Genomic DNA, 26,338 nt, shown 5'->3' on the forward strand with positions numbered 1-26,338 from the left:
AAACCCCGAACACGCTCAAGCACCGGACGCATCAGATAAGCGGACCTGTCTCAGGCTCGTACTGGCCAAAGATGTTTTCACGATGCCAGCGCAGGTTCTCGGGATGCGGCCAGCTTCGCGCATCCTCAGGCAAGCGCAATTTGCCATCCGGCAAGATCAGCCGATCCACCGCATCATTCGGTACCTTGTTGCGCGAAACAAGAATGCTCATGTCCTCAGCGACCGAGATCAATCCCCTGTCAAACATCCAGTGAAGGGTTCCAGACAATGCCAGCCCGTTCCTGACCGAGTCGCTTCCCTGATGCTCTACCGGCTTGATATGCGCCGCCTGCACTTCGGGGCGACCGCCACCATTTCTCAGATACAGTCCCGAAATCGCACAGCGATACCCATAGGCTTCGCGCACCTTTCTGCGAAAGGCGACATCGCGATATGGCCTGCGCGTCAGTCGCTCCAGAACGGGCCGGCGAAACACGGCCGCTTGATCCTGCATATCAGAAGGGTGCGGATCGTATTGCGTCGCCTCGATCTGTTCCAGATCCTCCGGCAAGCCGATATCCAGAATGCGGGCAAAATCCCTCTCCGGCAAACGACGCACAGCCAGCTGCACCGCGCCGCCCTTTTTGGGTGATCCATCCGGCTCGGCCAATGCCGTCTCCAGCGGACTACCCCCTTGCAGCCTTGGAACGGACCTGTCGAAAGGAAGGTACGTTCCCGGCTCGATGAGAGCAAGATAGCGCCCTTCGACCCCGGGCTTGGCAATCACTTCGCCAATTTTGGCGACGGCGAAATAGCCTCTCCGACCGGCTTTGACTGGCTCGTAATAGATAATCCAATCGTCCACGGCCTCGCTCACCGCTTTCAGATAACTGCGCGGAAAATCGTACACCTTGTCCGGCTCGTCATCATAGATCGAGTCCGCTTTGTGCATGAGAACCAGCTTCACCATCCCTTCAGGCAAGACGGTAAATCACCAATTTGCAAGCCTTTTATGATGCGCGCCCCGTCCGCCCCCCGTTCACGGCGCGATGCGATAGCGCGCGGCGACAGCGACCGGAAAAGCCACCGACCGGGCGATGAAGCACACATCATGCACCCGCCCATGCAACGCGTCGGCGGCGGCCAGATCGGTGCCCGCGGGCACGGTGATCCTTGGCCGCAGCGTGGCGCTCAGAAACCGGCCCGCGGCCGCCCCGATCATCTCGGCGCGCTGCTGCTGTTGCTCATCCGTGAGAGTGTTCCCTTCCAGCCCGCCGGCATAGACCGCCTGTGCAATCCCGCCAGCGGCCCCTGCCCCGCAGTCAGCCCCTTGGGCCTCTGCGGCAACACAGCCTGCCAAACCGTGCAGCATGACATGGCCGAGCGATCCCTCGCCGCCATTCGCACCGTCCCGGAAGATGTCCCCAATCCCGGTCTGGGCGTCGGCCAGGCCAAGCGTCACGACGGAGGGTATTGTCGCAAAGTTTTGGGTTCCTTGGTATCCCCGAATATGTGAGCATTGTCAGTGAGTTGGTAAAAGGCGGTTGACGTGATCGATTTCAAGGGCGTGGATTATCCGAAGTCAGTGATCCTGCATGCGGTGTTCTTCTATGTTCGTTACGCAGTCTCCTACCGGGACCTTGAAGAGATCCTTGCGGAGCGCGGCGTCGCGGTTGACCACGCCACGCTTAACCGATGGGTGGTGAAATTCGCGCCACTCATTGCCGATCGGGCCCAGGCGAGAAAGCGCAAGACAGCCAAATCCTGGCGAATTGATGAGACCTACATCAAGGTGAAAGGGCGCTGGACTTACCTCTACCGTGCCGTGGACCGCGATGGTCAAACGCTTGATTTTATGCTGTCCGAGCGCCGGGACCTGGCTGCCGCACGGCGCTTCTTCAATCGGGCGATCGGCATCAACGGCGTTCCCGACAGGGTCGTTATCGACAAGAGCGGCGCAAACCTGGCCGGCCTGCAGGCGGTAAACGTGATCCTGAAATTCACCGGCAAAGGCCGCACGGTCGAGATCCGACAGGTCAAATACTTGAACAATATTCTTGAGCAGGACCATCGCTTCATCAAGCGGATCACCGCCCCGATGATGGGCTTCAAGGCGTTCCACTCGGCCGCCGCAACCATTGCTGGCATCGAGGCCGTTCACATGATCCGCAAGGGTCAAATCGCGGCCAACGGCGCTTCGGCGTTCCAGATCTTTGCGGAGCTGGCAGCATAATCATGTCCGCTGGAAGCCTGTTTGCAGCCATCAGAAAAATTTGCGACAGAGCCGGATCCGTTGCCCCTCTGAATTCAGAAAACGAGCTATTGAATTCCTCTCGCGCAAATGAAATGGCGCACAACTTTATCACGATTTCAGCGGTTATACCTATGTGCAGGCAAACTCGGTCAATATCAATCAGAGCAATAATTGATACTGTGCGCTCCTCGTTGTAGACGCTCGTGCTTATTTTTCCACGATAAATACTCATAGACATAACGCCAGCTTGCCCAAGTCTCCGCATCAATCTCACCATCGGGCAAAAGGCGTATCATTCGGTCCCCCTCGCGCCTTTGGTTAACAAGATAAGACGGTTTCTCAAGCCACGGTTTCGCTTCAGTATCGCGGTTGCCGTAAAAAAAGGCTTCGCGCAACGTATACTGGTAAGTTGGTGGGGTGCCTTTTGTGGCCCTGAAGGTCTTCGAACAGGTCTCGCCAAATCGATAGCAGCGTTGCTGGCCTTTGCGCCAATTCAAGTAACTGTCGATAATATCTTGCGGTACATTCGGATCGACTTTCATCACCCTGCCCAAAACCACCCGGTCCCGGGGTATGATTTCATACTCAAATGAAGACGAAAGCACCTCCTGCTCACACAAAAACTCTCCTTCATAAGCATAGCGGCTGGTCAACCTTACGCGTTTAACATTCCAATTGATTTGCCTCCAGCGCATCACGTTGAGTGGAGTTGTCATCCGGAACTCTTCTTCAAAAACCAGCCCGTCCGGGTCAATGGCCTTCACCGTCCAGACACTGGCGCAGGACGGGTAACCGCCGCCCACACAATAGGTCTGACCTTCCGCGAAATCCAAGGCGAACAGTGGTATGGCCATGAATGGCAAGAGCAAAAGCCCAAGGTAAATCCGAAGCCTCATCAAGACGTTACTCAAGGCCATCGCCTGCTCCATTAATGCGCCCGCCACCGAGCGACGCATTGCCATAGACCCAATTGCTACCAATGGTTTCCCATACAAACTTATCATCTACGACAGGTAAGTCTTCCCCATTCAAGTGCCGTCTCCACAGATCCTGAAACCGCACGGCATCCGCTGCGAAATGCAGGAACCACAGCATGTGGCAGGCGCTCAGCGCCGAGATCAGCATGTCCTCGGGCTTGTGCCGCGCCGGATCATCCCCCGGGATGTTTCGGGCCAGAAGACGCGCGCGCGGCGCCCCTTTCATCGTTCCCCAAATACTCCCGCCGGAGGCTCCTGCCGGCGCGGTGCGGGCCGCGATCCGATCAGGGGGTGCGGGACCGGCAAACCGGCCTCTCCCGCTCACCCCCCGCCAAACCCGATCACCCCGGCCTCGGTCACCACCATGTCGAGCGGCTGATCCGTCGGCTCCAGAGGCAACGCCTCGACCTGCTGTGCGGCATAGGCGAACCCGATGGCCAGCGTAGGCCGCTTGGCGCGCAGCATCTCCAGCGTCCGGTCATAGAACCCCCCGCCATAGCCAAGCCGCCCGCCGCTGCGGTCGAAGGCCACCAGCGGCACGATCAGGATCTCCGGCTCGATGAAATCGTCCACCTCGGGGATCATCGCCCCGAATGGACCTTCCTTCAGCCGGCAACCCGGCTCCCAGCGCGAGAATTTCAGCGGCAGGCCTGCCTCCTGAATGACCGGCACGCAGACCGGGCCGTGCGCTGCGGCCTCTTCCATCGCCGGGACCGGGTCGATCTCGGTGCGGATCGGCATGTAGCCCGACAGCGGCACGCCGCGATGGCCCGCCAGCACCTGCGACAGATGCCCCGCCTCACCCGGTCCCGCCGCTTCATGCGCGGCACGGCGCGCGGCAAATGCGCCCTTGCGCGCCGCCGCCTTGATATCCGCAAGATCGCTCATAGCAACACCAGCGCCGCCAGCCCCAGAAAGGCGAAAAAGCCCACCACGTCCGTCACCGTCGTCACGAACGCCCCCGAGGCAAGCGCCGGGTCGATGCCCACCCGCTCCAGCGCCACGGGAATGACCGTGCCGGCAAGCCCGGCCACCACAAGGTTGATGACCATCGCCGCCCCGATCACATAGCCAAGTTCCGGCCCGCCGAACCACGCGATCCCGACAATCCCCATCACGAGTGCGAAGATGATCCCGTTGACCAGCCCCACCAGAACCTCGCGCCGGATGAAGCGCCACACGTTCGATCCCGTCAAATCGCGCGTCGCGATGGCGCGCACCGCCACGGTCAGGCTCTGCGTCCCCGCATTGCCGCCCATCGACGCCACGATCGGCATCAGCACCGCCAGCGCCACGATCTGCGTGATCGCCTCTTCGAACTGCGCGATGACCAGCGAGGCAAGGATCGCCGTCACCAGATTGACCGCCAACCACGGCAGCCGCTGCCGCGTCGTGTCGATCACCCGGTCGTTCAGACTGCCCTCGCCCACACCGGCAAGGCGCAGGATGTCCTCCTCGTGCTCCTCGTCCAGCACCGCCATCGCGTCATCGATGGTGATGACCCCCACCAGCCGTTCGGTCTCATCCACCACCGGCGCCGAGATCAGGTGATACTGGTTGAACGCATAGGCCACGTCCGCTTCGGCCTGCGTGACCGGGATCACATGGAACGTGTCCTCCACCAGATCGCGCAACAGCACCTCCCGGCGCGACGCCATCAGCTTGCCCAGCGTCACATTGCCCACCGGCCTCAGCCGCGGATCGACCAGCACGATGTGATAGAATTGCTCCGGCAGATCGTCCTGATCGCGCAGGTAATCAATCGCCTCGCCCACATTCCAGTGCTCAGGCGCCATCACCACCTCGCGCTGCATCAGGCGGCCCGCGGAATATTCCGGATAGGTCAGCGATTGCTGCACCGCGATCCGATCACCAGCCTCCAGCGCGCTCAGGATGGTTTGCTGCTCGTGATCCTCCAGATCCTCGACCAGATCGACCACATCATCCGAATCGAGATCCCGCACCGCCTCGGCCAGCACGTCGGGCGGCAACAGGCCGATGACTTCCTGCCGCAGCCCCTCATCCAGCTCCGACAGCACATCGCCATCGAAATCCGAGCCATAAAGCTCGATCAGCCGACGGCGGTCAAAGGCGTTGATCTGCTCCAGAAGGTCCGCGATATCGGCCGGGTGCAGCGCCGACATTTCCTGCAGGAACAGCGCCCGATCCCCGATATCCACCGCATAGATGATCCGCGCCACCGCCTGCGGGTTCAGCGCATAAGAGGTGTCCTCTCGGTCGGCCTCGGTCTCTGCCAGCTGTTCCTCATCCGCCATGACACCCTCCGCCGATGCGCCCCGGCGCAAGACCTACCCAAGCCGCGCCCGGAAAACAATCACATTGCCCGATTTACCGCGTGCGAAGTCCCGCCTATCGTCACCCCTGATCCTTACTGCAGCAGGCCGCCTCATGACACGGCACGAAATCATCACGGGTCACGTGATGTCCTTCACCGAAGACCCGTTCAGCATCGCCCCCACCGCCTCGGTCACATGGCACGAGGCGCTGCTGATCCGCGACGGAACCATCATTGCCACGGGCGATCTGGACACGCTGCGCCAACAGGCCCCCAGCGCAACGCTGACCCGCCATGACGGCTGCCTGATCTGCCCCGGCTTCATCGACGCGCATGTCCATTACCCCCAGACCGCGATCATCGCCAGCTGGGGCGCGCGGCTCATCGACTGGCTCGAACGCTACACCTTCCCCGAAGAGATGCGCTTTGCCGATCCCGCCCATGCCGCCGCCGCAGCCGACCGCTATCTCGACCTGACGCTCGCCCATGGCACCACCACCGTCTCCAGCTTCTGCACCTCGCACGCGGCCAGCGTCGACGCGTTCTTTACCGCCGCCCAAGCGCGCGGGTTGCGCGCGGCCGCCGGAAAGACCTGCATGGACCGCAACGCGCCCCCCGCCCTGTGCGACACCGCCCAATCCGCCTATGACGACAGCGCCGCGCTTATCGCCCGCTGGCATGGGGTCGACCGGCTGTGCTATGTCATCACCCCTCGCTTCGCCCCCACCTCAAGCGCCGATCAGCTGGCCGCTCTCGGGGCGCTCTGGGCCAATCACCCCGACTGCCTGATGCAGACCCATCTGAGCGAACAGATCGAGGAAATCGCCTGGGTGGCCGAGCTTTTCCCCAAGGCCCGCGATTATCTCGATGTCTATGAGACCTTCGGCCTTCTGGGCGACCGCGCGCTGTTCGGCCATGCCATCCACCTCACCGCGCGTGAGGCCTCTCGCCTTTCGCAAAGCGGCGCAGCACTGATCCATTGCCCCACCTCCAACAGCTTCATCGGCTCGGGCCTGTTCGATATCGGGCGCCGTCTGGCCGAAGGGCAGCGCATCGGACTGGCCACCGATACCGGCGGCGGCTCAAGCTTCTCGATGCTGCGCACGATGGCCGCCGCCTATGAGATCGGACAATTGACCGGCACCGTGCTGCATCCCGCGCAGCTTTTGTGGCTGGCCACCGCAGGCTCCGCCCGGGCGCTGCATATGGGCGACAGGATCGGCACGATCGCGCCGGGGATGGAGGCGGATCTGGTGGTGCTCGATCTCGCCTCCACGCCCGCCATCGCCACGCGTCACGCGCGCGCAGACGACATCTGGGACGCGATCTTTCCCACGATCATGATGGGCGATGACCGCGCCATCCGGGATCTGCGCATCATGGGCCAGCCCCTGCGCGCGGGCTGAGGCCACGCCGCCCGCGCGACCGCCCGTCAGGGCGGGCAAGCCCGCCCCGGCCCGGCCCGGACTGTCCTGAACTGGCCCGAACTGACTTTTGAAAGACGTTTCAATCATCACCACGCTGCGCGCCGATGACAGCCACACCCCCTGGGGCAGTCACGCCATCAGCAGCCGGGCCGCCCCAGCACCATGACCCACAGGTTGTCCGGCCCGCGTACCAGCCCGAACTCCACCGCCTGCTCGGCAAGGATGTTGCGCCGATGCCCCGGCGAGGCCATCCACCCCTCCAGCACCTCCTGCAGGCTGCCCTGCCCCTTGGCGATGTTCTCGGCCACGAAACAGAACCCGTAACCCTGCTTCCGGACACGCTGGCCCACGCTGCTGCCATTGCTGCCCTCGTGGCTGAACCGTCCCGAACCCGCCAGATCGTCGGCATGGGCGGCAGCCGCCCGCGTCAGCGGCGCCGAAACCGCCAGCGCGCCGCGCCCGTCCTGTGCCCGCACCTGGCTCAGCCAGCCTTGCGCCGATCCGCCCATATCGGCCATCTGCGCCTGCGCCTGCCCCGAAAGCATCAGCCCCGCAAGTATCAGCGCCGCCGCAATCCGCCCTGAAAACCTTGTCGCCATGTCACACACTCCCGTTCCGTTCCCGCATCACGTCGCGTGATCCGATCCGCGCTCACCCGATCCCCTGCAACAGCGCCAGCGCCTCGGCGTGCTGCTGGCGGCCCGCCGCCGCCAGAACGCGCCCCCCCTCATGGGCCGGGCCGCCGTCCCAATCCGTCACGATGCCGCCCGCCGCCTCGATCACCGCGATCGGCGCCTGTATATCATAGGAATTCAGCCCTGCCTCGATCACAAGATCGATCTGTCCGGCGGCCAGAAGCGCATAGGCGTAGCAATCCATCCCGTAGCGCACCAGCTGCACCGCCTCCGCCACCCGCATGAAGCCCGCCCGCTCCTGCGCTGTGCCCACCTCGGGAAAGGTCGAAAACAGGATCGATTGCGCCATAGGCCGGTCGCCGCGCACCTTCAACCGGCGCTCGCCTTGCGGGCCGACAAGCCGGGCGCGGCCCAGACCGCCCTCGAACCGTTCGTTGATATAGGGCTGGTCGATGATGCCATAGATCGGCCCCTCCGCATCGCGCAGCGCGATCAGCACGCCCCATGTCGGCGCGCCCGACAGAAATGCGCGTGTGCCGTCGATCGGATCGACCACCCAGGTCAGCCCGCTCGTGCCGGGTCGCGCACCGAATTCCTCGCCGAACAGCGCATCATCAGGGCGTCGATCCTGCAGGATGTCCAGTATCGCGCGCTCGGCCGCGCGATCGGCCGCCGTCACCGGGTCGAACCCCGTGGCGGTCTTGTTCTGCGCCGTCAGCCCTTCGGCGCGGAAATGCTCCAGCACCGCCACGCGGGCGGCATCTGCCATGGCATGGGCGGTGGCGACGATGTCATCGCTGCCGCCGGTCTCATCCGTGTCGTCAATGTCCAAACCGGGCGCTCCCCTTGCGGTTGCCCCTCAGCGGTAGACCGCCCGGCCGACAAGCTCAAGCCACGTCGCTCAGAACGCGTGCCAGATCGAACAGGCGGCGTCGCTGGTTCTCGGGGATCGCGTAATACGAGCGCACCAGATCCAGCGCCTCCTTGTCTCCCAGCAGATCGGCAGGCACCTTTTCACCGGCCTCCGATTTCCCACTGTCGGTTTCCAGCCCTTCGAAGAAGAAGCTGACGTCGACATCCAGCGCGTCCGCGATATCCCAAAGGCGCGATGCGCTGACCCGGTTCGCACCGGTTTCGTACTTCTGAATTTGCTGAAACTTGATACCGACGCTTTCGGCCAGTTGCTGCTGGGTCATTCCGACCAGCCAGCGGCGATGGCGAATGCGCTTGCCGACGTGAATATCTACGGGGTGCGGCATCACATCTTCCTTTTCTATTTTTCAGGTTCCGGTCCGACCGAAAATATTGTCGTCCGTTACGACTGCCAAATGATCAGCTTTGGACGCCAGACCACGCGGCAGCGTCGCGTAACCCTAGCATTTTCGAGGTTGAACACAAGAAGTATCACACTACAAAAACGTGACCAGTCAAATTTCCACTCAATCTTAACGAGCACCTATACTTTCGAGGTAAAGCAATACAACCAAGGCTGGCGAATTGACAACCGTATCGCATTTCGTCTAACGCAGACAAGGGCTTGCAGCCCTTTCTTCCACTGGCTCAGGGGGTCCAGATGCGCGCATTTCATATCGATTCGCCCGGTGCCCCTCCCGCCGTGACCGATCTCTCCATGCCCACTCCCGGCCCCGGCGAAATCCGGCTGAAGGTCGGCGCCTGCGGGCTGAATTTCGCCGACCTGCTGATGATGACCGGCGACTATCAGGACACGCCCGCCGCCCCCTTTACCCTCGGGATGGAGGTTGCGGGCACGGTGGAGGCGCATGGTCCCGGCGTCACCGCGCCCGCCATCGGCACCCGTGTCGCGGTGTTCGGCGGGCAAGGCGGGCTCGCCGAATACGGCTGCTTTCCCGCCGACCGCGCCGTGCCCCTGCCCGACGCCATGAGCGATATCGACGCCGCCGCCTTTCAGATCGCTTATGGCACCAGCCATGTGGCGCTCGATCACAAGGCGCAGCTACAGCCCGGCGAAACCCTTCTGGTGCTCGGCGCCGCCGGCGGCGTGGGCCTCACGGCGGTGGAAATCGGCAAGCTGATGGGCGCCCGGGTCATCGCCTGTGCGCGCGGCGCCGACAAGCTGGCCGTGGCACGGCAGGCCGGTGCCGATCACCTGATCGACGCCAAAACCGACGACATCCGTGCCGCCTGCAAGGCGCTTGGCGGGGTGGACGTGGTCTATGATCCCGTCGGCGGCGATCAGTTCGATGCCGCCTTCCGCGCCACCAATCCCGAAGGCCGCATCCTCTCCATCGGCTTCGCCAGCGGCACCGTCCCGCAGATCAAGGCCAATCACCTCTTGGTCAAGAACCTCAGCGTCATCGGCTTCTACTGGGGCGGCTATCTCAAGTTCCGCCCCTCGGTCGTCACCGACAGCCTCGCCACCCTCATGGGCTGGTATGAAGCAGGCCGCATCAAACCCCATGTAAGCCATGTGCTGCCGCTGGATCAGGCCGCCGAGGCGCTCGAATTGCTGCGCAGCCGCACATCCACCGGCAAGGTCGTGGTCACCCCACGCTGAACAGCCCCACAGGTTGCGCCACCGCGCCATAGCCGCTGCGCAATATCTCCGCCAACTGCTCAAGCACCTCGTCGCGCCCGCCGCGCGCATACATGTTGATCTTCTGAACCCCCAGATCCGGCAGGCTCCCCCCCGGCGAAATCGCCTCCTGATGCGGCGGAATACTGTCTTCCAGCAACGCCCCCACCGCCAGATCGGCGCTGATCAGCGCCTCGACCGAGCGGTCATCCTCGGATTCCACCGCCATATCCCAATCCACGCCCGCGGCATCCAGACGCCGCAGCACGATGGGCCGGAAAATGCAGTTGGTCGAAAACGCCAGCCTCAGCGGCCGCCGCTTCCACGCCAGCCCGTCGCGTGCCCCCGTCCAGCGCAGCGGCATTTCGCACAGCGTCTCGCCGCCCGGCCCCAGATCCTCCTCGGTGGTCAGGATAAGGTCCGCCTCCCCCTTGCGCAGCGCCTCGCGCAGCCGCACCGTCCGCGATGACTTGAGGTTCACCTTGACCCTCGGAAACGCCACGTTGAACGCCTTGAGCACGCGCGGCACCACCGGATAGACGATGTCATGCGGCACGCCCAGAATGACCTCGCCCTCAAAGGTCTCCTCGGTCAGGCGCCGCACCACCTCGTCGTTCAATTCCAGCATCCGGCGCGCATAGCCCAGCAATTGCTCGCCCGCCGCCGTCAGGCCGATGGTGCGGTTGCTGCGATCCAGCAGCGACAGGCCCATCATCTCCTCCAACCGCTTGAGCTGCATCGACACCGCCGATTGCGTCAGGTGCAAGACCGCCGCGGCCCGAGTCACCCCGCCCTGATCGGCCACCGCCACGAACGAGCGCAGGGTCGTCGTATCCAGATTCCTCATGTATCACATTCCTTGATGCGTCCGGTCACAAACATTCTTTTTTAAAATGATACCACAGCCGTCATATACATCACCAGAAAACATGAAACGCAAGTCATTCATCACGAAACGGAAAGGATATCGCCATGCCGCCCCTGTCACTCTCCCGCGCCACGCCGCGCGCCCGCCCGCGCCCCTTGCTGGCCTTGCGCCTGATGCTGTCGCTGCACCGCCAGCGGCGGTCTCTTGCGCGGCTCGATGACCGCGCTCTGGCGGATATCGGCCTTGACCGCGACACCGCCCTGACCGAGTCCCGCCGCCCCCTGTGGGACATTCCGGCGCACTGGCGGAATTCATGACCTAAATTGTCACGTTTTCGCTCCGGTAATGCTTGAAATAAAGCCCGGCCTGCCCAATATTGTCTGCAAAGCCCTAAGAATGGGGCTTGGGGTTCAATATCGGAGGCTTTGATGGCTCAGTTTGAAACAATCCGGACGGCGGCAGGCGCCCGTACCGCCCAGATTGATGCGGGGCTTCGCGCCCACATGAACAAGGTCTACGGCACGATGTCCGTGGGCATGCTGCTGACCTTCGCCGCGGCTTGGGCCGTCGGCACGAATGCAGCCCTGTTCGAAACACTGTTTACCGGCATCACGCGCTGGATCGTGATGTTCGCGCCGCTGATCATGGTCTTCGCCTTCAGTGCGATGATCAACAAACTGTCCGCGGCGGCGGCACAACTGTTCTTCTACACCTTCGCGGCCGTGATGGGTGTGTCGATCAGCTATATCTTCGTGGTCTTCACCGACTACTCGATCGCTCAGGTGTTCCTGATCACCGCCGTCGCTTTCGCGGGGCTGTCGCTCTGGGGCTACACCACCAAGAAAGACATCTCCGGCTGGGGCAGCTTCCTCATCATGGGTGTGATCGGCCTTGTGGTGGCGTCGATCGTCAACATCTTCCTTGGCTCGCCCGCGATCATGTTCGCGATCTCGGCCATCGGTGTTCTGATCTTCGCAGGTCTCACCGCCTATGACACGCAGGACATCAAGAACGAGTATCTCGCCCACGCCCATCACGGCGACAGCGAGTGGATGGGCAAATCCGCGATCATGGGCGCGCTGCGTCTCTACCTGGACTTCATCAACATGTTCATCATGTTGCTGAGCCTGTTCGGCCAGCGCGAGTAATCCTCGCCGCGACACGACACAACAGGGGCCGGTCCATGCGACCGGCCCTTTTTTTGTGCCTCCATCCGCACCCCGTCATCCGCTCCAGCACATCTGCATCGCAGGCAGGCTCACGTCCGGCCCCAAATGCAGCAGCACATCCCCCTGCGCCTGCATCCCCATTGCGGCAAAGAACGGCACCGCCCGTTGCGTCGAAAGACACGACAGCCGCGTGACCTGCGCCGCCTGTGCCGTCTCAGCGATCCAGCCGAAGATGGCCCGCCCCACGCCGCTGCGCCGCGCCTTCGGGTGAACCGCCAGATGACGCACATGGCCCAGCCCGTCCACACCGGGCCGCCCGAACGGGGTCTCCCGGCTCCAGCCACCCATGCCCACCACATGCCCTTGCCGCCGCGCCAGCACGTATTGCGCCCCGCGCAGCAACCTCGGCACCGGCTGGCACATCACCGTCAGCGTCTTCTCTACCAGCTCGACAGGGTGATCCCGGGCCAAAAGCTGGCCATAGCTGCAACTCAGCAGCTCCAATATCTCGTCGGGGTCGGCCTCATCAGCCGGACTTAGGTCAATCGTACAGATGGCAGGGATCCTCGGGAAATATCACCCCACCGCCCATACGTTGCCCCCGGAATCAAGAAAGCCGCGCTTGGGCGGCGCGGCTTGTGTCTTGTCGGAACGGGGCGATCTTACTTGATCTTGCCTTCCTTGTACTCGACATGCTTGCGCACCACCGGGTCATACTTCCGTACGACCATCTTTTCGGTCATGGTGCGCGCATTCTTCTTGGTCACGTAGAAATGGCCCGTGCCCGCGGTCGAGTTCAGACGGATCTTGATGGTCGTCGGCTTCGCCATTGTGCTGTCTCCTGCGCCGGGCGCGTCGCACCCGAGAAATTCGTCATGAAGCCTGCCTTTTACAGGCGCTCACGTCCTAGTCAACCGGTTTTTCCCGCTTCCCTCAGTTGGAACTCAACCGCGTCGGCATCCGGTAGAAATGATGCACGCCGATCGTCGCCGTGCGCGGGAAAACGCGCGCCCAACGCGGGTTCACCGCCTGCGTGTGGTAATGCGTCGCCCCATCGGTCAACTGCCGCGGTGCGCCATCCAGCGTCAGCCGCGCCACCTTGGCCACCTGCCGGAACGCGGTCGGGTTGGCGATCACCTCTTCATGGCCATCGCAGGTATAGGTGAACTGACAGGCATATTTCCGCCCGGTGCCCTGATGCACCACACCGCAGACCGTGTTCGGAAACTCCGCACTATCCACCCGGTTCAGAATCACCTCCGCCACCGCGAACTGACCCTTCACGCTTTCGCCGCGCGCCTCGAAGTACAACGCCTCCGCCAGACAGCGCCACTGATCGCCACCCTGGCTCACCTGCTGCGTCGACAGCCACTCCCTGGAATACTCCAGATCGGCCTCCGGGCGCTGCAGATAGCTGGCCTTGATCTCACCCGAGATCCGCCCCAGCGCTGCGCGCTCCTGCTCGAAAAGCCGCTTCACAGGCGTATCGGCCATCGCCGTGCTGCCCATCAAGAACGACAGCATCACAATCATTCTGATCATGGCATAATCCCCCATCGCGATGCATGAGCACCGCAAAACATCTGCGCCATGTAGTCAAAATTGCCCCACGCGTCCAGTCCGCGACAGGAACGCTCCAATTGCGACGAAATTTTCGACGCCCGCAGCCCCGCCCCACCGCGCGAATATTGCGCCCAAGGGGTGATCGCCTACCCGATCTTGTCTTTGACCACCAGTTGTGCGGCAGCAAGTCGCGCCACCGGAACCCGGAAAGGCGAGCATGAGACATAGTCGAATCCCGCCGCCCGGCAGAACGCGATTGATTCGGGATTGCCCCCGTGCTCGCCGCAGATCGACAGCACAAGGTTCGGCTTGACCGCGCGCCCGCGCTCGGCACCCATCCGCAACAGCTCGCCCACACCGTCCACATCCAGCGTATGGAACGGGTCTTCGGGATAGACGCCCTGCTTGACATAGGTCGACATGAACCGCCCCGCATCGTCGCGGCTCAGACCATAGGTCATCTGCGTCAGGTCATTCGTCCCGAAACTCAGGAACGACACATGCGGCGCGATCTCGTTGGCGCGCAGCGCGGCGCGCGGCGTCTCGACCATGACACCCAGACGATAGGTGAAATCGCGCCCCGTCTCGTTGCGCACCGCGGCGGCCACCGCATCGACGCGCGTCTTGACCAGCTCCACCTCGCGCCGCGCCGACACAAGCGGGATCATGATCTCGGGCACCACCGGATCGCCCTCCCGGCTGGCCTCGACCGTCGCCTCGAAGATCGCGCGCGCCTGCATGTCGTAGATTTCCGGCACGGTAATGCCCAGCCGCACCCCGCGCATCCCCAGCATCGGGTTGTATTCGCCCAGCGCCTCGACCCGGCGTGTCACATCCGACAAGGGCAGGTCCAGCGCCTCGGCCAGTTCCAGCAAACCGCTGCGATCGGTGGGCAAAAACTCATGGAGCGGCGGATCGAACAGCCGGATGCACACGGGCTGGCCCTGCATGATGCGGAAAAGATCGATGAAATCGGCCCTCTGCATCGGCAAAAGCCGATCCAGCGCCGCCGCCCGGTCGCGGCTCGAATCGGCAAAGATCATCTCGCGCATCACCGTCAGCCGGTCGGCCTCGAAGAACATATGCTCGGTCCGGCACAGCCCGATCCCCTGCGCCCGGAAATTCCGGGCCGCCTCGGCATCGGCGGGCGTGTCGGCATTGGCCCGCACCGCGATGTCGCGCACCGCGTCGGCCCATTCCATCAGCGTCTGGAACGATTCGTCCCTCGCCGCCTCCAGCAAGGGCGCCGCCCCGGCCAGAACCTCGCCATTGGTGCCGTCGATGGTGATCGTGTCCCCCTTGCGCAGAACACGCCCATCGCGCAGCGTCAGCGTCTTGCGTGACGTGTCGAACCCAATCTCCGACGCCCCCACCACACAAGGCAGGCCGATGCCCCGCCCGATCACCGCCGCATGGCTGGTCATACCGCCGCGTTCCGTCAGCACCGCAACCGCTGCATGCATCCCGCGAATATCCTCGGGGCTGGTTTCGCGCCGCACCAGAACGCAAGGCTCGTCTCGGGCGGCATGGGCCTGTGCGGCCTCGGCGGTGAACACGATCTTGCCGGTCGCCGCACCGGGGCTTGCCGCCACGCCACGCGCCAGCACGTCGCGCGGCGCTTCGGGATCGACCTGCCGGTGCAACAATTCATTGAGCGCGCGCGGCTCGATCCGAATCAACGCCTCCTCGCGCGAGATGATGCCATCATCGGCCAGCGTCACCGCGATCGCCACCGCCGCTCGGGCATTGCGCGCCACCCGCACACCGTCCAGCACATAGACCTCACCATTTTCGATGGTGAACTCGACCTGCATTTCCTCGCGCAGCTTGGCGCGCATCAGCTGGGTATAGCCCTTGAGCTTGGCAAAGGCCTCGGGCGCCACCTCCTCCAGTGATGGACCGCGCGGATCGCGCATCAGGAACATCGCGTCCGACCCCGCGCGCAGCGCGTCCCGGCCCTGGCTCTGGCTCATGTAGCGCCCGGTGATCCGCCGTGCGCCCGTGGTACTGTCCACAAGCTGCATCACCCCCGAGCCGGACTCGCCCTGCCCCAGCCCAAAGGCCATCTCCTGCACCACAAGGCCTAGCCCCGCATCCGCCGGCGCTCCTTTGGCCTGCCGCAGCAAGCGCGCGGTCGTCCCCTCCCAGGCCCGCGCCATCGAGCGCAGCACCTCGGCCAGTTGGACACTCGTCTCTTGCGGAAAATCCTCTTCGGTCTCGTTCTCATAGGCGCGCACCGCCTGCCCGAGCCCCACCACGGGATCAGAATCCACGTCGTCGAAAATATCCGGGTCCAACCGCGCCACATGCGTCGAATAGGACTGAACGAAGCGCAGGTACAATTCCGACGCCGCCTCCTTGCCCAGCCGGTCGCTCAATTCCACGAACTTGGCATCGTTCATTCCGATATTCAGCACCGCCCCCGGCCCGCCCCAGTCAGGGTCTTCCGAAGACGGGCGCACACAGAGCAACGCCTCCGCGCTGAACGGCGCGATCAGCGCATCAAGATCGGGCATATCCCCCGCAGCGATGCCATGCACCGCATCGAATGACAGCGCGATGGTGCGCGGCAATGGCAGATCGAGCCGCACAAGGCGCTGAAGACATTTCGCGCGCCCGCCATGCGTTTGCGCCGCCATCGGAGCGGTCGGTGTGATGAGAGTGATATTCGGATCGTCTTGCTGCACTGCGGCACCCTGATTGCGTTGGCGCAGAATACGCGCGATGTGCCCCTTGGCAAGAGCAAGCACACCCTTGCCCCCGGATTACACGCCCCGGCTGCGCGCCCCTGTTTCCGGCCCCGAAAATGCGACTTGTGTACAAGATGGACACAATTTGCAGGTATCCGGCCCCGGATCGTCCCAAACGCGCGTAGGTTTTGTACAAATCGTACACAAAACCCTCGCCCAGCCCCTTTCGGCGGTCCGGGCCATCCGTGGGAGCGAAATTCAGCCTTCCAGCTTGGTCAGATCCGCCGCCTGCAAACAGATATCCCGTATCTTTCCAAGCAAATTCAGCCGGTTACGCCGCACCACCTGATTGTCGGTATTGACCTGCACCGCGTCGAAAAACGCATCGATCGGCCCCCTGAGCGCCGCCATCGCCGCCATGGCGCCCACGAAGTCCTCAACAGCATTCGCCTTGGCAATCTCATCCTCAGCCTTGGCCAGAGCGGAAAAAAGGTATTTCTCTTCAGACACTTCCGCAAATTTCGGGTCCGCTCCGAACGAATATTCGACGCCGTCTTTCTCTTCGGCCTGACTCAAGATGTTGTTGGCCCTCTTGAAGCCCTGCACAAGATTTACCCCGTCCTCGGTCTCCAACACGTCGCCCAACGCCTTGGCCCGTGCCACGATCAGCGCCAGGTCATCGCCGCCATCCAACATCAGGCAGGCATCGATCACGTCATGCCTAAGCCCCTGATCTCGAAGATAAACTTTCAGACGGTCATGAAAGAACACCAGCAAATCCGTGCTCAGATCCGGCACCAGATCGCCCACCGTTCGCAGCAAACTGCCCTCTTCGGTATCCGGCCCCCCATCTTTTTCCTTCAGCCGATCCATCACCGCCCAAAACGCCGCCCCGAAGACTCCGTGGTCCGCAATCTCGTCCAGAACCTCTTCCAGCGTGTCGATTTCGTCGTCGCTGGCTTTGGCGTGATTGAGGCTTATCTTGTGTCTGAGAAGCTGCGCATCAATATATCTGTCCAGTTTCAGCCGGAAACCGCCATCCAGAATGATCCGGATCACCCCAAGCGCCGCCCTGCGCAGCGCGAAGGGATCCTTCGATCCGGTGGGCTTTTCGTCGATCGCCCAGAACCCCGTCAGCGTATCCAGCTTGTCCGCCAACGCCACCGCCACCGACACCGGCGCCACCGGCACCGCGTCCGATGGCCCAAGCGGGCGGTAGTGTTCCTCGCAGGCGGCCGCCACATCATCCGGCAGGCCCGCCGCCTCGGCATAGTAGCGCCCCATAAGCCCTTGTAATTCCGGGAATTCATAGACCATTTCCGAACTCAGATCGGCCTTGGCCACCCGCGCCGCCTGCTCCGCGCGCCCCGCATCCGCCCCCACATCGGCGGCAATGTCCCGCGCCAGCGCCGCGATCCTGCGGATACGCGCGGCCTGCGTTCCAAGCTGTCGCTGGAATGTCACGTTCGACAGTTGCTCGATCCATTCCTCCATGCCCGCATGCGCGATACGAAGGTCGTTTTCCCAGAAAAACTTGGCATCCGACAGCCGCGCCGCCAGCACTTTCTGGTTCCCGGCAAGGATCGTTGCGCCATGATCCGCGCTTTCGATATTGGCCACGGTGATGAACCTCTCGATCCTTCCAGTCGCCGGATTGCGCACCGAAAAGAACTTCTGATGTTCCTTCATCGAGGTTTGCAGCACCTCGGCCGGCAGGCCCAGAAACTCCTCGTCGATCTGGCCCATCAACACGACCGGCCATTCAACAAGCCCGGCAACCTCGGACAGAAGCCCTTGATCTTCCACAACTTCCAGCCCTGCGGCAAAGGCCTGACTGGTGGCGTCGTGCCAGATATGATCCGCGCGCTGCTGCGCATCCAGGATCACATGATCGCGCTTGAGCCCGGCCTCGTAATCCTCAAAGGACGAGACCGCAAACTGTCCCCCACCCATGAACCGGTGCCCTTCGGTGGTATTGCAGGCCTTGATCCCGTCGATCTCCAGATCGACGATCCGGGCCTCGCCCGCATCATCGGTCAGGATACACAGGATGGATTGCAGCGGACGCACCCATCGCAGGCTACCAGCCCCCCACCGCATCGCCTTGGGCCATGGAAAATTCCGCACGACATGATCCAGCACCTCGGCCACGATCGCCTCGGCTGGTCGGCCTGGCCGCATGATCTTGGCGTAAAACACCTGACCCTTCTTTTCGTCACGAATTTCAAGCTCTTCGCGGGTGACACCTGCGCCGCGCAAGAACCCCTCGATGGCCTTTTCGGGCGCATCTGCCCGTGGCCCCTTGAGCTCTTCGGTGACGGTTGGGCTTGCCGCCAGCAGCCCTTCCACTGCCAGCGTCAGCCGCCGGGGCGTCGCAAAAGCCTGCGCACCGGAATAGGTCAGACCGGCCTCGACCAGCCCATCGGTCATGCGCGCCCTGAGGTCAGCCGCCGCCCGCGCCTGCATGCGCGCCGGGATTTCCTCGGAGAACAGTTCGATCAGAAGATCAGGCATATCGGTCAATTCCGGTTCGGGGGTTCGGGACAGTCTTCGGGGGTCGGCAGGCCATCGAACACGACCTTGCCGCAGCGGTTGATCTGGTGCCAGACATAGCCGCGCCCGTTATCAGTGACGGCGACGATACGATCGATGCCGTATTCGATATCCTTCTGCCCCATGAAGGCCAATGCCGACCCGTCCTTGAGCCCAGTGGCGATATCATCGGCATCGAAGCAATCGAACCAGCCCGGCGCCTCGAGCGGCACGGGCTTGTCGTAGGGCATGTAGGTGTCGGCGAGCACATCCAACCCGAGAGAGGTATTGAAACAGGCGCGATACCGGATCGGCGAGCTTTCCGAGTCGATCGCCTGAAAATCGGCATAGGGGATCGGTTCCGCCTGCTCCGTGGTCAGCAGCGTCATCTGCACATCCTGCCGGCCATCCGGCACCACCTCATCATAATAGGCGTAAACCTGAAGATAATAGAGCCCGCCACCGGCCAATATCGCCGACCCGAGGATCAAAGCTGCGAGGAATTTACCCATTAGGCCACAAATCCCCCTGCCTCGGTTGTCACAAACGCATCAGCACATTTCTTGGCCAGAGCCCGCACACGCCCAATATAGGCCTGCCGCTCGGTGACCGAGATCACGCCGCGCGCATCGAGCAGGTTGAACACGTGGCTGGCCTTGATGCATTGATCATAGGCAGGATGCGCCATGATGATCCGTTGCCCGGTTTTCGGATCGAGCTCGGGCTGCGACAGGATCGCTTCGCACTCGGCCTCGGCCTCTTCGAAGTGACGCAGCAGAACATCGGTATTGGCCACATCGAAATTCCAGCGGCTGTATTCCTGTTCGGTCTGGCGGAACACATCCCCATAGGTCAGCGGGATGGGCGCCTGCGGATCGTTATAGGGCATATCCATCACGTGATCGACGCCCAGAACGTACATCGCAAGCCGCTCCAGCCCATAGGTCAGCTCGCCCGAGACCGGGTGGCAATCATGGCCGCCGACCTGCTGAAAATAGGTGAACTGGCTGACTTCCATGCCGTCGCACCACACTTCCCAGCCAAGCCCCCAGGCACCAAGCGTCGGGCTTTCCCAGTCATCCTCGACAAAGCGGATGTCATGCAGCGCCATGTCGATGCCGATTGCCTCGAGACTGCCAAGATACAGCGCCTGCAGGTTCGGCGGGCTGGGTTTGATGAGCACCTGATACTGATAATAATGCTGCAGGCGGTTGGGGTTCTCGCCATAACGCCCGTCCGTGGGCCGCCGCGAGGGCTGCACATAGGCCGCAGCCCAAGGCTTGCTGCCAAGCGAGCGCAAGGTGGTAGCGGGGTGGAACGTGCCAGCGCCGACTTCCATGTCATAAGGCTGCATCATCGCACAGCCCTGCGCCGCCCAATAGGCTTGCAGCCGCAGGATGACCTCCTGAAAACTGCGTGGCATGCCTGTCTGTTCCGCCATGGTCGCCTCCGGCTGGCCCCCTGAAATCGCCGTTCTTACCTACGGCCACGACACGGCAGGGTCAATTGCGGGAGGCGCCATTATTTTGGGTGCATGACGGCGCATTTTTGCTAAAAGACGGGACAACCGGGGCAAACCAGAACGGGACAGGACCAAGTGGCTTTGATAACGCGTTTTTTTTCAGTAATTCTATGTGTAATCGTGATGGCTGTTCCTGCTGCCCGCGCGCAACAGGGCGACACGGTCTGGGTGCAGATCGAAGCGCAACCAAGCCTGTCCTCGGCCAACGACCGGATACGCGATTACAGCGCCCAGCTTGATGACGTGCACGGCTTTTCCCTTGGCGCAGGCTGGTATGCCATCGCCCTTGGACCCTATGCCCCCGAAGATGCAGACCGGATATTGCGCAGCCTTCGGGCTCAAGGGCTGATCCCGCGCGACAGCTATATCGCGCGCAGTTCGGATTATCAGCAGCAGTTCTGGCCCATCGGAACGAACGCGCTTGATCGTCCCGCACTCGAGATTGTCGATCCGGTCCTGTCGCAGAACGCCCCCTTGGCACAGGACACCCCGATAGAGATACCACTCATCGAACCCGCCGACGAAACCCCCGCCGAGGCGCGCGCCAGCGAAAGCCTTCTGAGCCGCGAGGAACGTGCCGCCCTGCAAGAGGCGCTGCGATGGGCCGGGTTCTACGCTGGTCCGATCGACGCGGCCTTCGGGCGCGGCACGCGGTCCTCGATGGCGGACTGGCAAGCGACCAATGGCCATGACGAAACGGGCATCCTGACCACGCTCCAGCGCGCCGAATTGCTGGGCCAGTACAATGCCGTGCTTGATGGTCTTGGCCTGCAGATCGTGCGCGACGAGGCCGCCGGGATCGAGATCGAGATGCCCACCGCCTTGGTCGCCTTCGAACGCTACGAGCCGCCTTTCGTGCATTACAACGCTCAGGGCGATATCGACGCGCGGGTACTTCTCATCAGTCAGACCGGCACAGATGCCACACTGGCCGGTCTTTACGACATCATGCAAACGCTTGAAATCGTGCCTGAAACCGGACCTCGGACCCTCGAAAGCGATGCCTTCACCCTGATCGGTGAGGGGGCGCTCAGGATCTCGCATACACAAGCCTGGCTCAAAGACGGCGAGATCAAGGGCTTCACCCTTGTCTGGCCCGCAGGCGACGAGGAACGGCGCACCCGCCTTCTGGGGCGCATGCAGGAGAGTTTCACGCGCATCGACGGCGTTCTGGACCCGGCCGAGGGCAGCGACGCCATGCAGGGCATCGACCTTGTGTCGGGCCTGGAAATCCGCAAGCCGCGGCTCAATCGCTCGGGCTTTTACGTGGATCGCACTGGCGCCGTCCTGACCACCGCCGATGTGGTGGATGGCTGCCGCCGCATCACCATCGACGAGGATCACGAAGCCCAGGTGGCCAGCCGTGATGACAGCCTCGGGATCGCGCTTCTGCGGCCACTTGACCGTCTGGCGCCCATGGCGGTCGCGGCCTTCCAACAGGCGATCCCCCGGTTGCGGTCGGATGTTGCCGTGGCGGGATATTCCTATGGCGGTGTGCTCGGTGCGCCGACGCTGACATTCGGCCAGCTCGAGGAGCTGCAGGGCCTGAACGGCGAGGACAAGATCAAGCGCCTGTCGCTCAATGCCCTTGAGGGCGATGCAGGTGGCCCTGTGGTGGATGCGGGCGGCGCGGTTCTGGGAATGCTTATGCCACAAGGCTCGGGCGACCGCAGACTTCCCGATGGTGTGAGCTTCGCGGCGAATAACACTGTTCTGAAACAGCTTTTGCAGGATGCGGGCATCACGCCCTCGGCCACCTCCGAGATCGCCCAGATGGCACCCGAGGCATTGACCGACCGCGCCGCCGGCATGACCGTGCTGGTCAGTTGCTGGGATTGATCCTCTGACACGGCGTCCCGCGCCCGATAGGCGCGCGGGGCGCGGACTCAGCCGCCAAGCAGATCGGGCGTGACCCGGATCAGGGTCGGGCCGCTGGCCGCAAAAGCCGCGTTCACAGCCTTGGTCAACGCGCCAAGACTCTGCGGTTCCTCCGCACCCGCCCCATAGGCGCGCGCAAGGGCGCAGAAGTCGGGATTGCGCGCCACCACCGCATTGGGTGCGATCTGCGAGCGCACCATGCTGTCCTCGATCTCCTTGAGCTTGCCATTGTCCCACAAAAGGATCGGCAGCGGCAAACCCAGCTCCACCGCCACACCCAGTTCCGGCAGCGTGTACTGAAAGCCGTAATCGCCTGCCACGCACATCGTGGGCAGGCCCGGTCGGGCCACCGCGCCGCCGATCGCCGCGGGCAAGGCATAGCCCAACGTGCCGAAGCCACTTGGATGATGCCACAGCCCCGGTGCCTCCAACTCCCAGATTTCATTGGCGTTATAGGCAAATTGCGTCATGTCGGAAAAGATCATGGTGTCTTTGGGCAGACAGGCGCGCAGCGCGTCACAGATCGCACCGATCCCCGGCAATTGCCCATCCACCTCGCGCCGCCACCGATCCCGTGCAGCATCTATTTCCGCCTGTGTCCAAAGCGATTGAAACGGCTTACCAAGCGCCGCACACAACGCCTCAGCCACCGCCGCCGCATCGCCCGCAAGCGTGATGTCGGCGCGCGACAGGTCCGACAGAACCTCGGCGTCGATATCCACACGGATCATCTTGCCCATATGGCCCAGATGATCGCGCCACAGATCGACCTGGCTCAGTTCGGTGCCGATCGCCAGAACCACATCCGCCTTGGCGATCTCGTCCGCCGAGCCGGGTCTGGCCAGGAAATTCCCGTAATGCAGCGGCGTTCCGGGGGTGAAAATGCCGCGTCCGGCATAGGTGGTGAAGGTGGCGGCCCCCGTCACCTCGCGCAGCCGGTTGAGCGCCGCTGCCGCCTTTGTCGCGCCGCCCCCCGCCACGATCAACGGGCGCCGTGCCGCGCGCAGAACCTCGACCGCCGCCGCCACATCCGGCGCCGTTCCGGGGCGTGCCGAAGGCCGCGTCGGCGCGGATGGCGCCGCCTCGGCCATGCCTTGCAACAGGCGGATCGGCACCGACAGATGCTTGGGCCGTGCCCGCCCCAAGGCGAACTCGGTCATCGCCCGGTCGATGAGATCATAGGCCGCCTGTGCCGTGAGCGCGGTTTCAGACCAGTCCGCGACCGCGCGCGCGGCCCCTTCCTGATCCTTCATCTGGTGCAATTGACCGCGCCGTGCCGCGGTTTCATCCAGACAGGAGGATATCACCAGCATCGGCACGCTGTCAGAATAGGCCTGCCCGATCGGCGTCATGATATTGCAAAGCCCCGGACCGGTGATCACATAGGCGATGCACGGCTTGCCGCTGGCGCGGGCATAGCCATCCGCTATGAAGCCCGCACCCTGCTCGTGCCGCGCCAGAATATGCGTGATCCCGGCCTCTTCGATACCGCGATACATTTCCTGATTATGCACACCGGGAATCCCGAAGATCGTCTCCACGCCACGGGATTTGAGCATGTGGCTGATCTGTGCGCCCAAAGGTCGGGTGGTCATCAGGTTCTCCAGAAATTGACGGTGAACATGACATAGACGGCCATGAGCTCCAACCGTCCGATGAGCATAGCAAATGTCAGGATCCATTTCGCCGCGTCGTTCAGCGGCGCGAAATTCCCGGCCGGTCCGATGATATCGCCCAGACCGGGGCCGACATTGGCCAGCGCCGTGGCAGCCCCCGAGACCGAGGTGATGAAATCCAGCCCCGTCAAGCCAAGCGCCACCGCCACGACACCAAGCGTGACAATGAAGAAGACGAAGAACGTCATCACCGAATTGAGGATGTCGTCACTGATCGAGCGCCCTTCGAACCGCGGGGTAAAGACCGCATGAGGCGAATGAATGCGCCCCAGTTGCGCATTCACCGAGGCAAACAGAATCTGATAGCGGAAAATCTTGATCGAACATGTGGTCGATCCCGCACAGCCCCCGATCAGGCCGATGAAAAAGAACAGCGCGATCAGGAATGGACCCCATGTCATGTAATCCACACTGGCATAGCCCGTGCCGCTCATGATCGAGGTGATGTTGAACGCCGCTTCGCGCAGGGCCTGTTCGGGATGATGCGGAAAGATCGTCAGCAGCACCCCGGCGGTGACCACGGCAAGCAGCGCAATCATCATCAGGAATGCCCGCACCTGGCTGTCGCGAAACAGTGCCCGATGGTTCCCGTTCAGAAGCTGCACATAGCGCACGAACGGCAAAGCCGCGAGGACCATGAACAGGGTCGCCACCCATTCGGCGCTGCCCGAGAATGCCCCGAAGGAAGCGTCGTAATTCGCAAAGCCCCCCGTGGAAACGGTGGTCAGCGCATGAACCGTCGCATCGAAGGCACTCATGCCGGTTGCCAGATAGGCCAGCGTGCAAGCCAGAGTGAGCGCCACGTAAATCGTCGAAATACTCGACGCGATCTGCGTGGCGCGCGGCAGGATCTTGCCCATCGTGTCGAAGGCCTCGGACCGGAAAAGCTGCATCCCCCCGATGCGCAGCTCCGGCAGGAAAACCATCGCCACCACGATGATCCCGATCCCGCCCATCCATTGCAGGATGCCGCGCCACAGCAACAGACCCTTGGGCAGCGTATCAAGGCCCGACAGCACCGTTGAGCCCGTGGTGGTCAAACCCGACATCGCCTCGAAAATGGCATCGACGGCCCGCGCCTCGGTCTCGCCCAGCATGAACGGCAGCGCGCCAAACAGCGGCAGGAACACCCAGACCCCGGTTGTCAGCAAAAAGGTTTCCTGAACCGTCAGACTGTCCCTAACCCCGTTCCGGCACGCCAAAGATACCAGACCGCCCACAAGCGTCGTGAGGATTGCGCTTTCGGCAAAGACGGGCCAATGCCCGCGCCCTTCGGCGATATCGACGGCAAGCGGGAAAATCATGGCCAACCCCATGGCCACGACCACCAGTCCTATGACATATCCGACAGGCCGCACATCCAACATGAGGCGCACAGTTGGCCGCGCCCCATGTCACTGTCAAGCGCGAACGGATGACCGCAACAGCCCGGCACGTCGCGCCGGGCCAAGGCGCATTTCGATCTTACCTGTAGAACAGATCGCCATAGACATGACGCACGATATCGTCCCGGCGCAGACCGATGCGGGCCAGCTCGACATCGGACATCGCCTCGAGCGCCTCGATCTGGTCGCGCCGCGATGCCCGGCGGGCATGAGCCTCGAACCCCAGGGCAAGCGCCGTGCCGACGGTTTTGAGCCAGTCGCGCAGACGGGCGGGAGCATCAGAGATGTTGGTAGTGAAAACGGCCATTTGGAAACCTCGCTCGGTTGCTTTCAGGTTTCCTCCCTGATCGCCAAGCTAGGTCAGCAGTGTTGACTTTACCAACATCAATTTCTCAACCCGGCCTTGCACCGGTTGCAACTCAGGCCTGACTGGTGTCGCGTCCGTTCATGGCCACGCTGCGCGGTGCCGGCATCGCTGGCGGCTTGGATGGCGCGCGCGGGCGCTTGGGCGTGCCGGTGTCCGCTTGCAAGTCAATGGTCTTGGCTGCGGGCCGCGCGGGGCTCATCGGAACAACCTGTCCCTGTGCCGCCGGTGCTTTCGGCGCAGCGGGCTTTGGCTCGGACGCCACAAGCGTCACCGCAGACTTGGGCTCGGTCAATACCGGCTCGGCAGATGTGCCAGCGGTCTTGTCCGCCACGGCTGCGGCCTTTTTCTCAACCGGCGCCGTGGTCACGGGACGGACATATGTCGCGCTCTTGCGCAAGAGAAACGGATTGGCAATCAGCGCGGCCCGCCCGAACTCCTGTGCGACGCGCAGGTTGTTTTCCAAAAGGTAGCCAGCCAGACGAAACCCGGCGGCTGAAAGCGTGAACGGTGTCATCACGTGTGTCATCGTGGTATCCCTTAGGCCTAGTGAACTGAAGAAGTCATGA

27 protein-coding genes are annotated in these 26,338 nt (G+C 62.9%); 6 read left to right on the forward strand and 21 right to left on the reverse strand.

All coding sequences use genetic code 11. The features are described from left to right. Positions 1–31 precede the first annotated feature (31 nt). Together RAZWK3B_RS09550 and RAZWK3B_RS21625 are read right to left on the reverse strand one after the other, a co-directional pair. A complete protein-coding gene (locus RAZWK3B_RS09550) occupies positions 32–931 on the reverse strand; it encodes an HNH endonuclease (protein ID WP_232279503.1) in 900 nt (299 codons plus the stop codon). Positions 932–1,018: 87 nt separating this feature from the next. After that, positions 1,019–1,441, reverse strand: coding sequence for a hypothetical protein (locus RAZWK3B_RS21625; protein WP_007814523.1), 423 nt, complete (start codon positions 1,439–1,441; stop codon positions 1,019–1,021). 87 nt (positions 1,442–1,528) lie between these two features. On the opposite strand from RAZWK3B_RS21625, the gene RAZWK3B_RS09560 reads away from it, so the two are divergent. Continuing rightward, positions 1,529–2,212, forward strand: a complete 684-nt coding sequence (locus tag RAZWK3B_RS09560) for an IS6 family transposase (protein WP_007811879.1) — start codon at positions 1,529–1,531, stop codon at positions 2,210–2,212. Positions 2,213–2,388: 176 nt separating this feature from the next. Here RAZWK3B_RS09560 and RAZWK3B_RS09565 read toward each other — a convergent pair whose 3' ends face one another. The 4 genes from RAZWK3B_RS09565 to mgtE all read right to left on the reverse strand — a co-directional run bounded on the left by RAZWK3B_RS09565 (position 2,389) and on the right by mgtE (position 5,486). Continuing rightward, entirely contained in the window at positions 2,389–3,162 is a 774-nt protein-coding gene (locus tag RAZWK3B_RS09565; protein WP_007814525.1) for a hypothetical protein, read from the reverse strand. Then, positions 3,137–3,436 carry a hypothetical protein gene (locus RAZWK3B_RS21630; protein ID WP_007814527.1) on the reverse strand — a complete coding sequence of 100 codons (300 nt, stop codon included), beginning with the start codon at positions 3,434–3,436 and terminating at the stop codon, positions 3,137–3,139. Before RAZWK3B_RS21630 ends, RAZWK3B_RS09565 begins: the two co-directional genes overlap by 26 nt. Before the next feature lie 95 nt (positions 3,437–3,531). After that, positions 3,532–4,098 carry a 5-formyltetrahydrofolate cyclo-ligase gene (locus RAZWK3B_RS09575; protein WP_007814529.1) on the reverse strand — a complete coding sequence of 189 codons (567 nt, stop codon included), beginning with the start codon at positions 4,096–4,098 and terminating at the stop codon, positions 3,532–3,534. Then, positions 4,095–5,486, reverse strand: a complete 1,392-nt coding sequence (gene mgtE, locus RAZWK3B_RS09580; protein WP_007814531.1) for a magnesium transporter — start codon at positions 5,484–5,486, stop codon at positions 4,095–4,097. The genes RAZWK3B_RS09575 and mgtE overlap by 4 nt, the downstream gene beginning before the upstream one ends. Positions 5,487–5,619: 133 nt before the next feature. Here mgtE and guaD point away from each other — a divergent pair, with 133 nt between their 5' ends. Further along, positions 5,620–6,912: a guanine deaminase gene (gene guaD / locus RAZWK3B_RS09585; protein ID WP_007814533.1), complete on the forward strand. Its 1,293-nt coding sequence runs from the start codon at positions 5,620–5,622 to the stop codon at positions 6,910–6,912. A gap of 158 nt (positions 6,913–7,070) precedes the next feature. Here the strand turns inward: guaD and RAZWK3B_RS09590 are convergent, their stop codons facing one another. Genes RAZWK3B_RS09590 through RAZWK3B_RS09600 form a run of 3 tightly spaced genes read right to left on the reverse strand, consistent with a single transcriptional unit; the run spans position 7,071 to position 8,827 of the window. Next, positions 7,071–7,532 (reverse strand): CAP domain-containing protein, encoded by a 462-nt coding sequence (locus tag RAZWK3B_RS09590; RefSeq protein ID WP_007814534.1) that lies wholly within the window; start codon positions 7,530–7,532, stop codon positions 7,071–7,073. 52 nt (positions 7,533–7,584) lie between these two features. Then, complete coding sequence (locus RAZWK3B_RS09595) at positions 7,585–8,400, reverse strand: inositol monophosphatase family protein (RefSeq protein WP_007814536.1); 816 nt, start codon at positions 8,398–8,400, stop codon at positions 7,585–7,587. Positions 8,401–8,455: 55 nt separating this feature from the next. Then, the gene (locus RAZWK3B_RS09600) at positions 8,456–8,827 is read right to left on the reverse strand and encodes a helix-turn-helix domain-containing protein (protein ID WP_007814538.1); all 372 of its coding nucleotides are present in this window, start codon (positions 8,825–8,827) and stop codon (positions 8,456–8,458) included. A 314-nt stretch (positions 8,828–9,141) separates the two neighbouring features. On the opposite strand from RAZWK3B_RS09600, the gene RAZWK3B_RS09605 reads away from it, so the two are divergent. Continuing rightward, a complete protein-coding gene (locus RAZWK3B_RS09605) occupies positions 9,142–10,104 on the forward strand; it encodes an NADPH:quinone oxidoreductase family protein (RefSeq protein WP_007814540.1) in 963 nt (320 codons plus the stop codon). Here RAZWK3B_RS09605 and RAZWK3B_RS09610 read toward each other — a convergent pair. Continuing rightward, a complete protein-coding gene (locus RAZWK3B_RS09610) occupies positions 10,091–10,969 on the reverse strand; it encodes a LysR family transcriptional regulator (protein ID WP_007814542.1) in 879 nt (292 codons plus the stop codon). The genes RAZWK3B_RS09605 and RAZWK3B_RS09610 overlap by 14 nt on opposite strands. Before the next feature lie 125 nt (positions 10,970–11,094). Here RAZWK3B_RS09610 and RAZWK3B_RS09615 point away from each other — a divergent pair, with 125 nt between their 5' ends. Both RAZWK3B_RS09615 and RAZWK3B_RS09620 read left to right on the forward strand, forming a co-directional pair. Next, a complete protein-coding gene (locus tag RAZWK3B_RS09615) occupies positions 11,095–11,307 on the forward strand; it encodes a DUF1127 domain-containing protein (RefSeq protein WP_007814544.1) in 213 nt (70 codons plus the stop codon). A 111-nt stretch (positions 11,308–11,418) separates the two neighbouring features. After that, positions 11,419–12,138 carry a Bax inhibitor-1/YccA family protein gene (locus tag RAZWK3B_RS09620; RefSeq protein ID WP_007814545.1) on the forward strand — a complete coding sequence of 240 codons (720 nt, stop codon included), beginning with the start codon at positions 11,419–11,421 and terminating at the stop codon, positions 12,136–12,138. 75 nt (positions 12,139–12,213) lie between these two features. Here RAZWK3B_RS09620 and RAZWK3B_RS09625 read toward each other — a convergent pair whose 3' ends face one another. The 7 genes from RAZWK3B_RS09625 to RAZWK3B_RS09655 form a co-directional block, all read right to left on the reverse strand. Continuing rightward, on the reverse strand, positions 12,214–12,663 hold the full coding sequence (locus tag RAZWK3B_RS09625; protein WP_007814547.1) for a GNAT family N-acetyltransferase: 450 nt from the start codon (positions 12,661–12,663) through the stop codon (positions 12,214–12,216). A gap of 158 nt (positions 12,664–12,821) precedes the next feature. Further along, positions 12,822–12,989, reverse strand: coding sequence for a 50S ribosomal protein L33 (gene rpmG / locus RAZWK3B_RS09630; RefSeq protein ID WP_007814563.1), 168 nt, complete (start codon positions 12,987–12,989; stop codon positions 12,822–12,824). 103 nt (positions 12,990–13,092) lie between these two features. Further along, positions 13,093–13,701 (reverse strand): cell wall hydrolase, encoded by a 609-nt coding sequence (locus RAZWK3B_RS09635; RefSeq protein ID WP_007814566.1) that lies wholly within the window; start codon positions 13,699–13,701, stop codon positions 13,093–13,095. A gap of 167 nt (positions 13,702–13,868) precedes the next feature. Then, positions 13,869–16,409: a putative PEP-binding protein gene (locus tag RAZWK3B_RS09640; protein WP_037295571.1), complete on the reverse strand. Its 2,541-nt coding sequence runs from the start codon at positions 16,407–16,409 to the stop codon at positions 13,869–13,871. Between the two features lie 261 nt (positions 16,410–16,670). Continuing rightward, a complete protein-coding gene (gene glyS, locus RAZWK3B_RS09645; RefSeq protein WP_007814569.1) occupies positions 16,671–18,926 on the reverse strand; it encodes a glycine--tRNA ligase subunit beta in 2,256 nt (751 codons plus the stop codon). Between the two features lie 5 nt (positions 18,927–18,931). Further along, entirely contained in the window at positions 18,932–19,456 is a 525-nt protein-coding gene (locus RAZWK3B_RS09650) for a DUF6446 family protein (protein ID WP_007814572.1), read from the reverse strand. Continuing rightward, positions 19,456–20,385 carry a glycine--tRNA ligase subunit alpha gene (locus RAZWK3B_RS09655; RefSeq protein ID WP_007814574.1) on the reverse strand — a complete coding sequence of 310 codons (930 nt, stop codon included), beginning with the start codon at positions 20,383–20,385 and terminating at the stop codon, positions 19,456–19,458. Before RAZWK3B_RS09655 ends, RAZWK3B_RS09650 begins: the two co-directional genes overlap by 1 nt. A 204-nt stretch (positions 20,386–20,589) precedes the next feature. Here RAZWK3B_RS09655 and RAZWK3B_RS09660 point away from each other — a divergent pair, with 204 nt between their 5' ends. After that, positions 20,590–22,305, forward strand: a complete 1,716-nt coding sequence (locus RAZWK3B_RS09660) for a serine protease (protein WP_007814576.1) — start codon at positions 20,590–20,592, stop codon at positions 22,303–22,305. Between the two features lie 47 nt (positions 22,306–22,352). On the opposite strand, the gene RAZWK3B_RS09665 is transcribed toward RAZWK3B_RS09660, so the two are convergent. From RAZWK3B_RS09665 to RAZWK3B_RS09680, 4 genes are all read right to left on the reverse strand, one after another. Then, the gene (locus RAZWK3B_RS09665) at positions 22,353–23,939 is read right to left on the reverse strand and encodes a 5-guanidino-2-oxopentanoate decarboxylase (RefSeq protein WP_007814577.1); all 1,587 of its coding nucleotides are present in this window, start codon (positions 23,937–23,939) and stop codon (positions 22,353–22,355) included. Next, on the reverse strand, positions 23,939–25,387 hold the full coding sequence (locus tag RAZWK3B_RS09670; protein WP_007814579.1) for a TrkH family potassium uptake protein: 1,449 nt from the start codon (positions 25,385–25,387) through the stop codon (positions 23,939–23,941). The genes RAZWK3B_RS09665 and RAZWK3B_RS09670 overlap by 1 nt, the downstream gene beginning before the upstream one ends. Positions 25,388–25,484: 97 nt before the next feature. Beyond that, positions 25,485–25,712, reverse strand: a complete 228-nt coding sequence (locus RAZWK3B_RS09675) for a DUF1127 domain-containing protein (RefSeq protein WP_007814581.1) — start codon at positions 25,710–25,712, stop codon at positions 25,485–25,487. 112 nt (positions 25,713–25,824) lie between these two features. Beyond that, positions 25,825–26,298, reverse strand: a complete 474-nt coding sequence (locus RAZWK3B_RS09680; protein ID WP_037295422.1) for a hypothetical protein — start codon at positions 26,296–26,298, stop codon at positions 25,825–25,827. Positions 26,299–26,338: the final 40 nt, after the last annotated feature.

The sequence above is a fragment of the Roseobacter sp. AzwK-3b genome (genome assembly GCF_000170875.1).
Lineage (GTDB): Bacteria > Pseudomonadota > Alphaproteobacteria > Rhodobacterales > Rhodobacteraceae > Roseovarius > Roseovarius litoreus.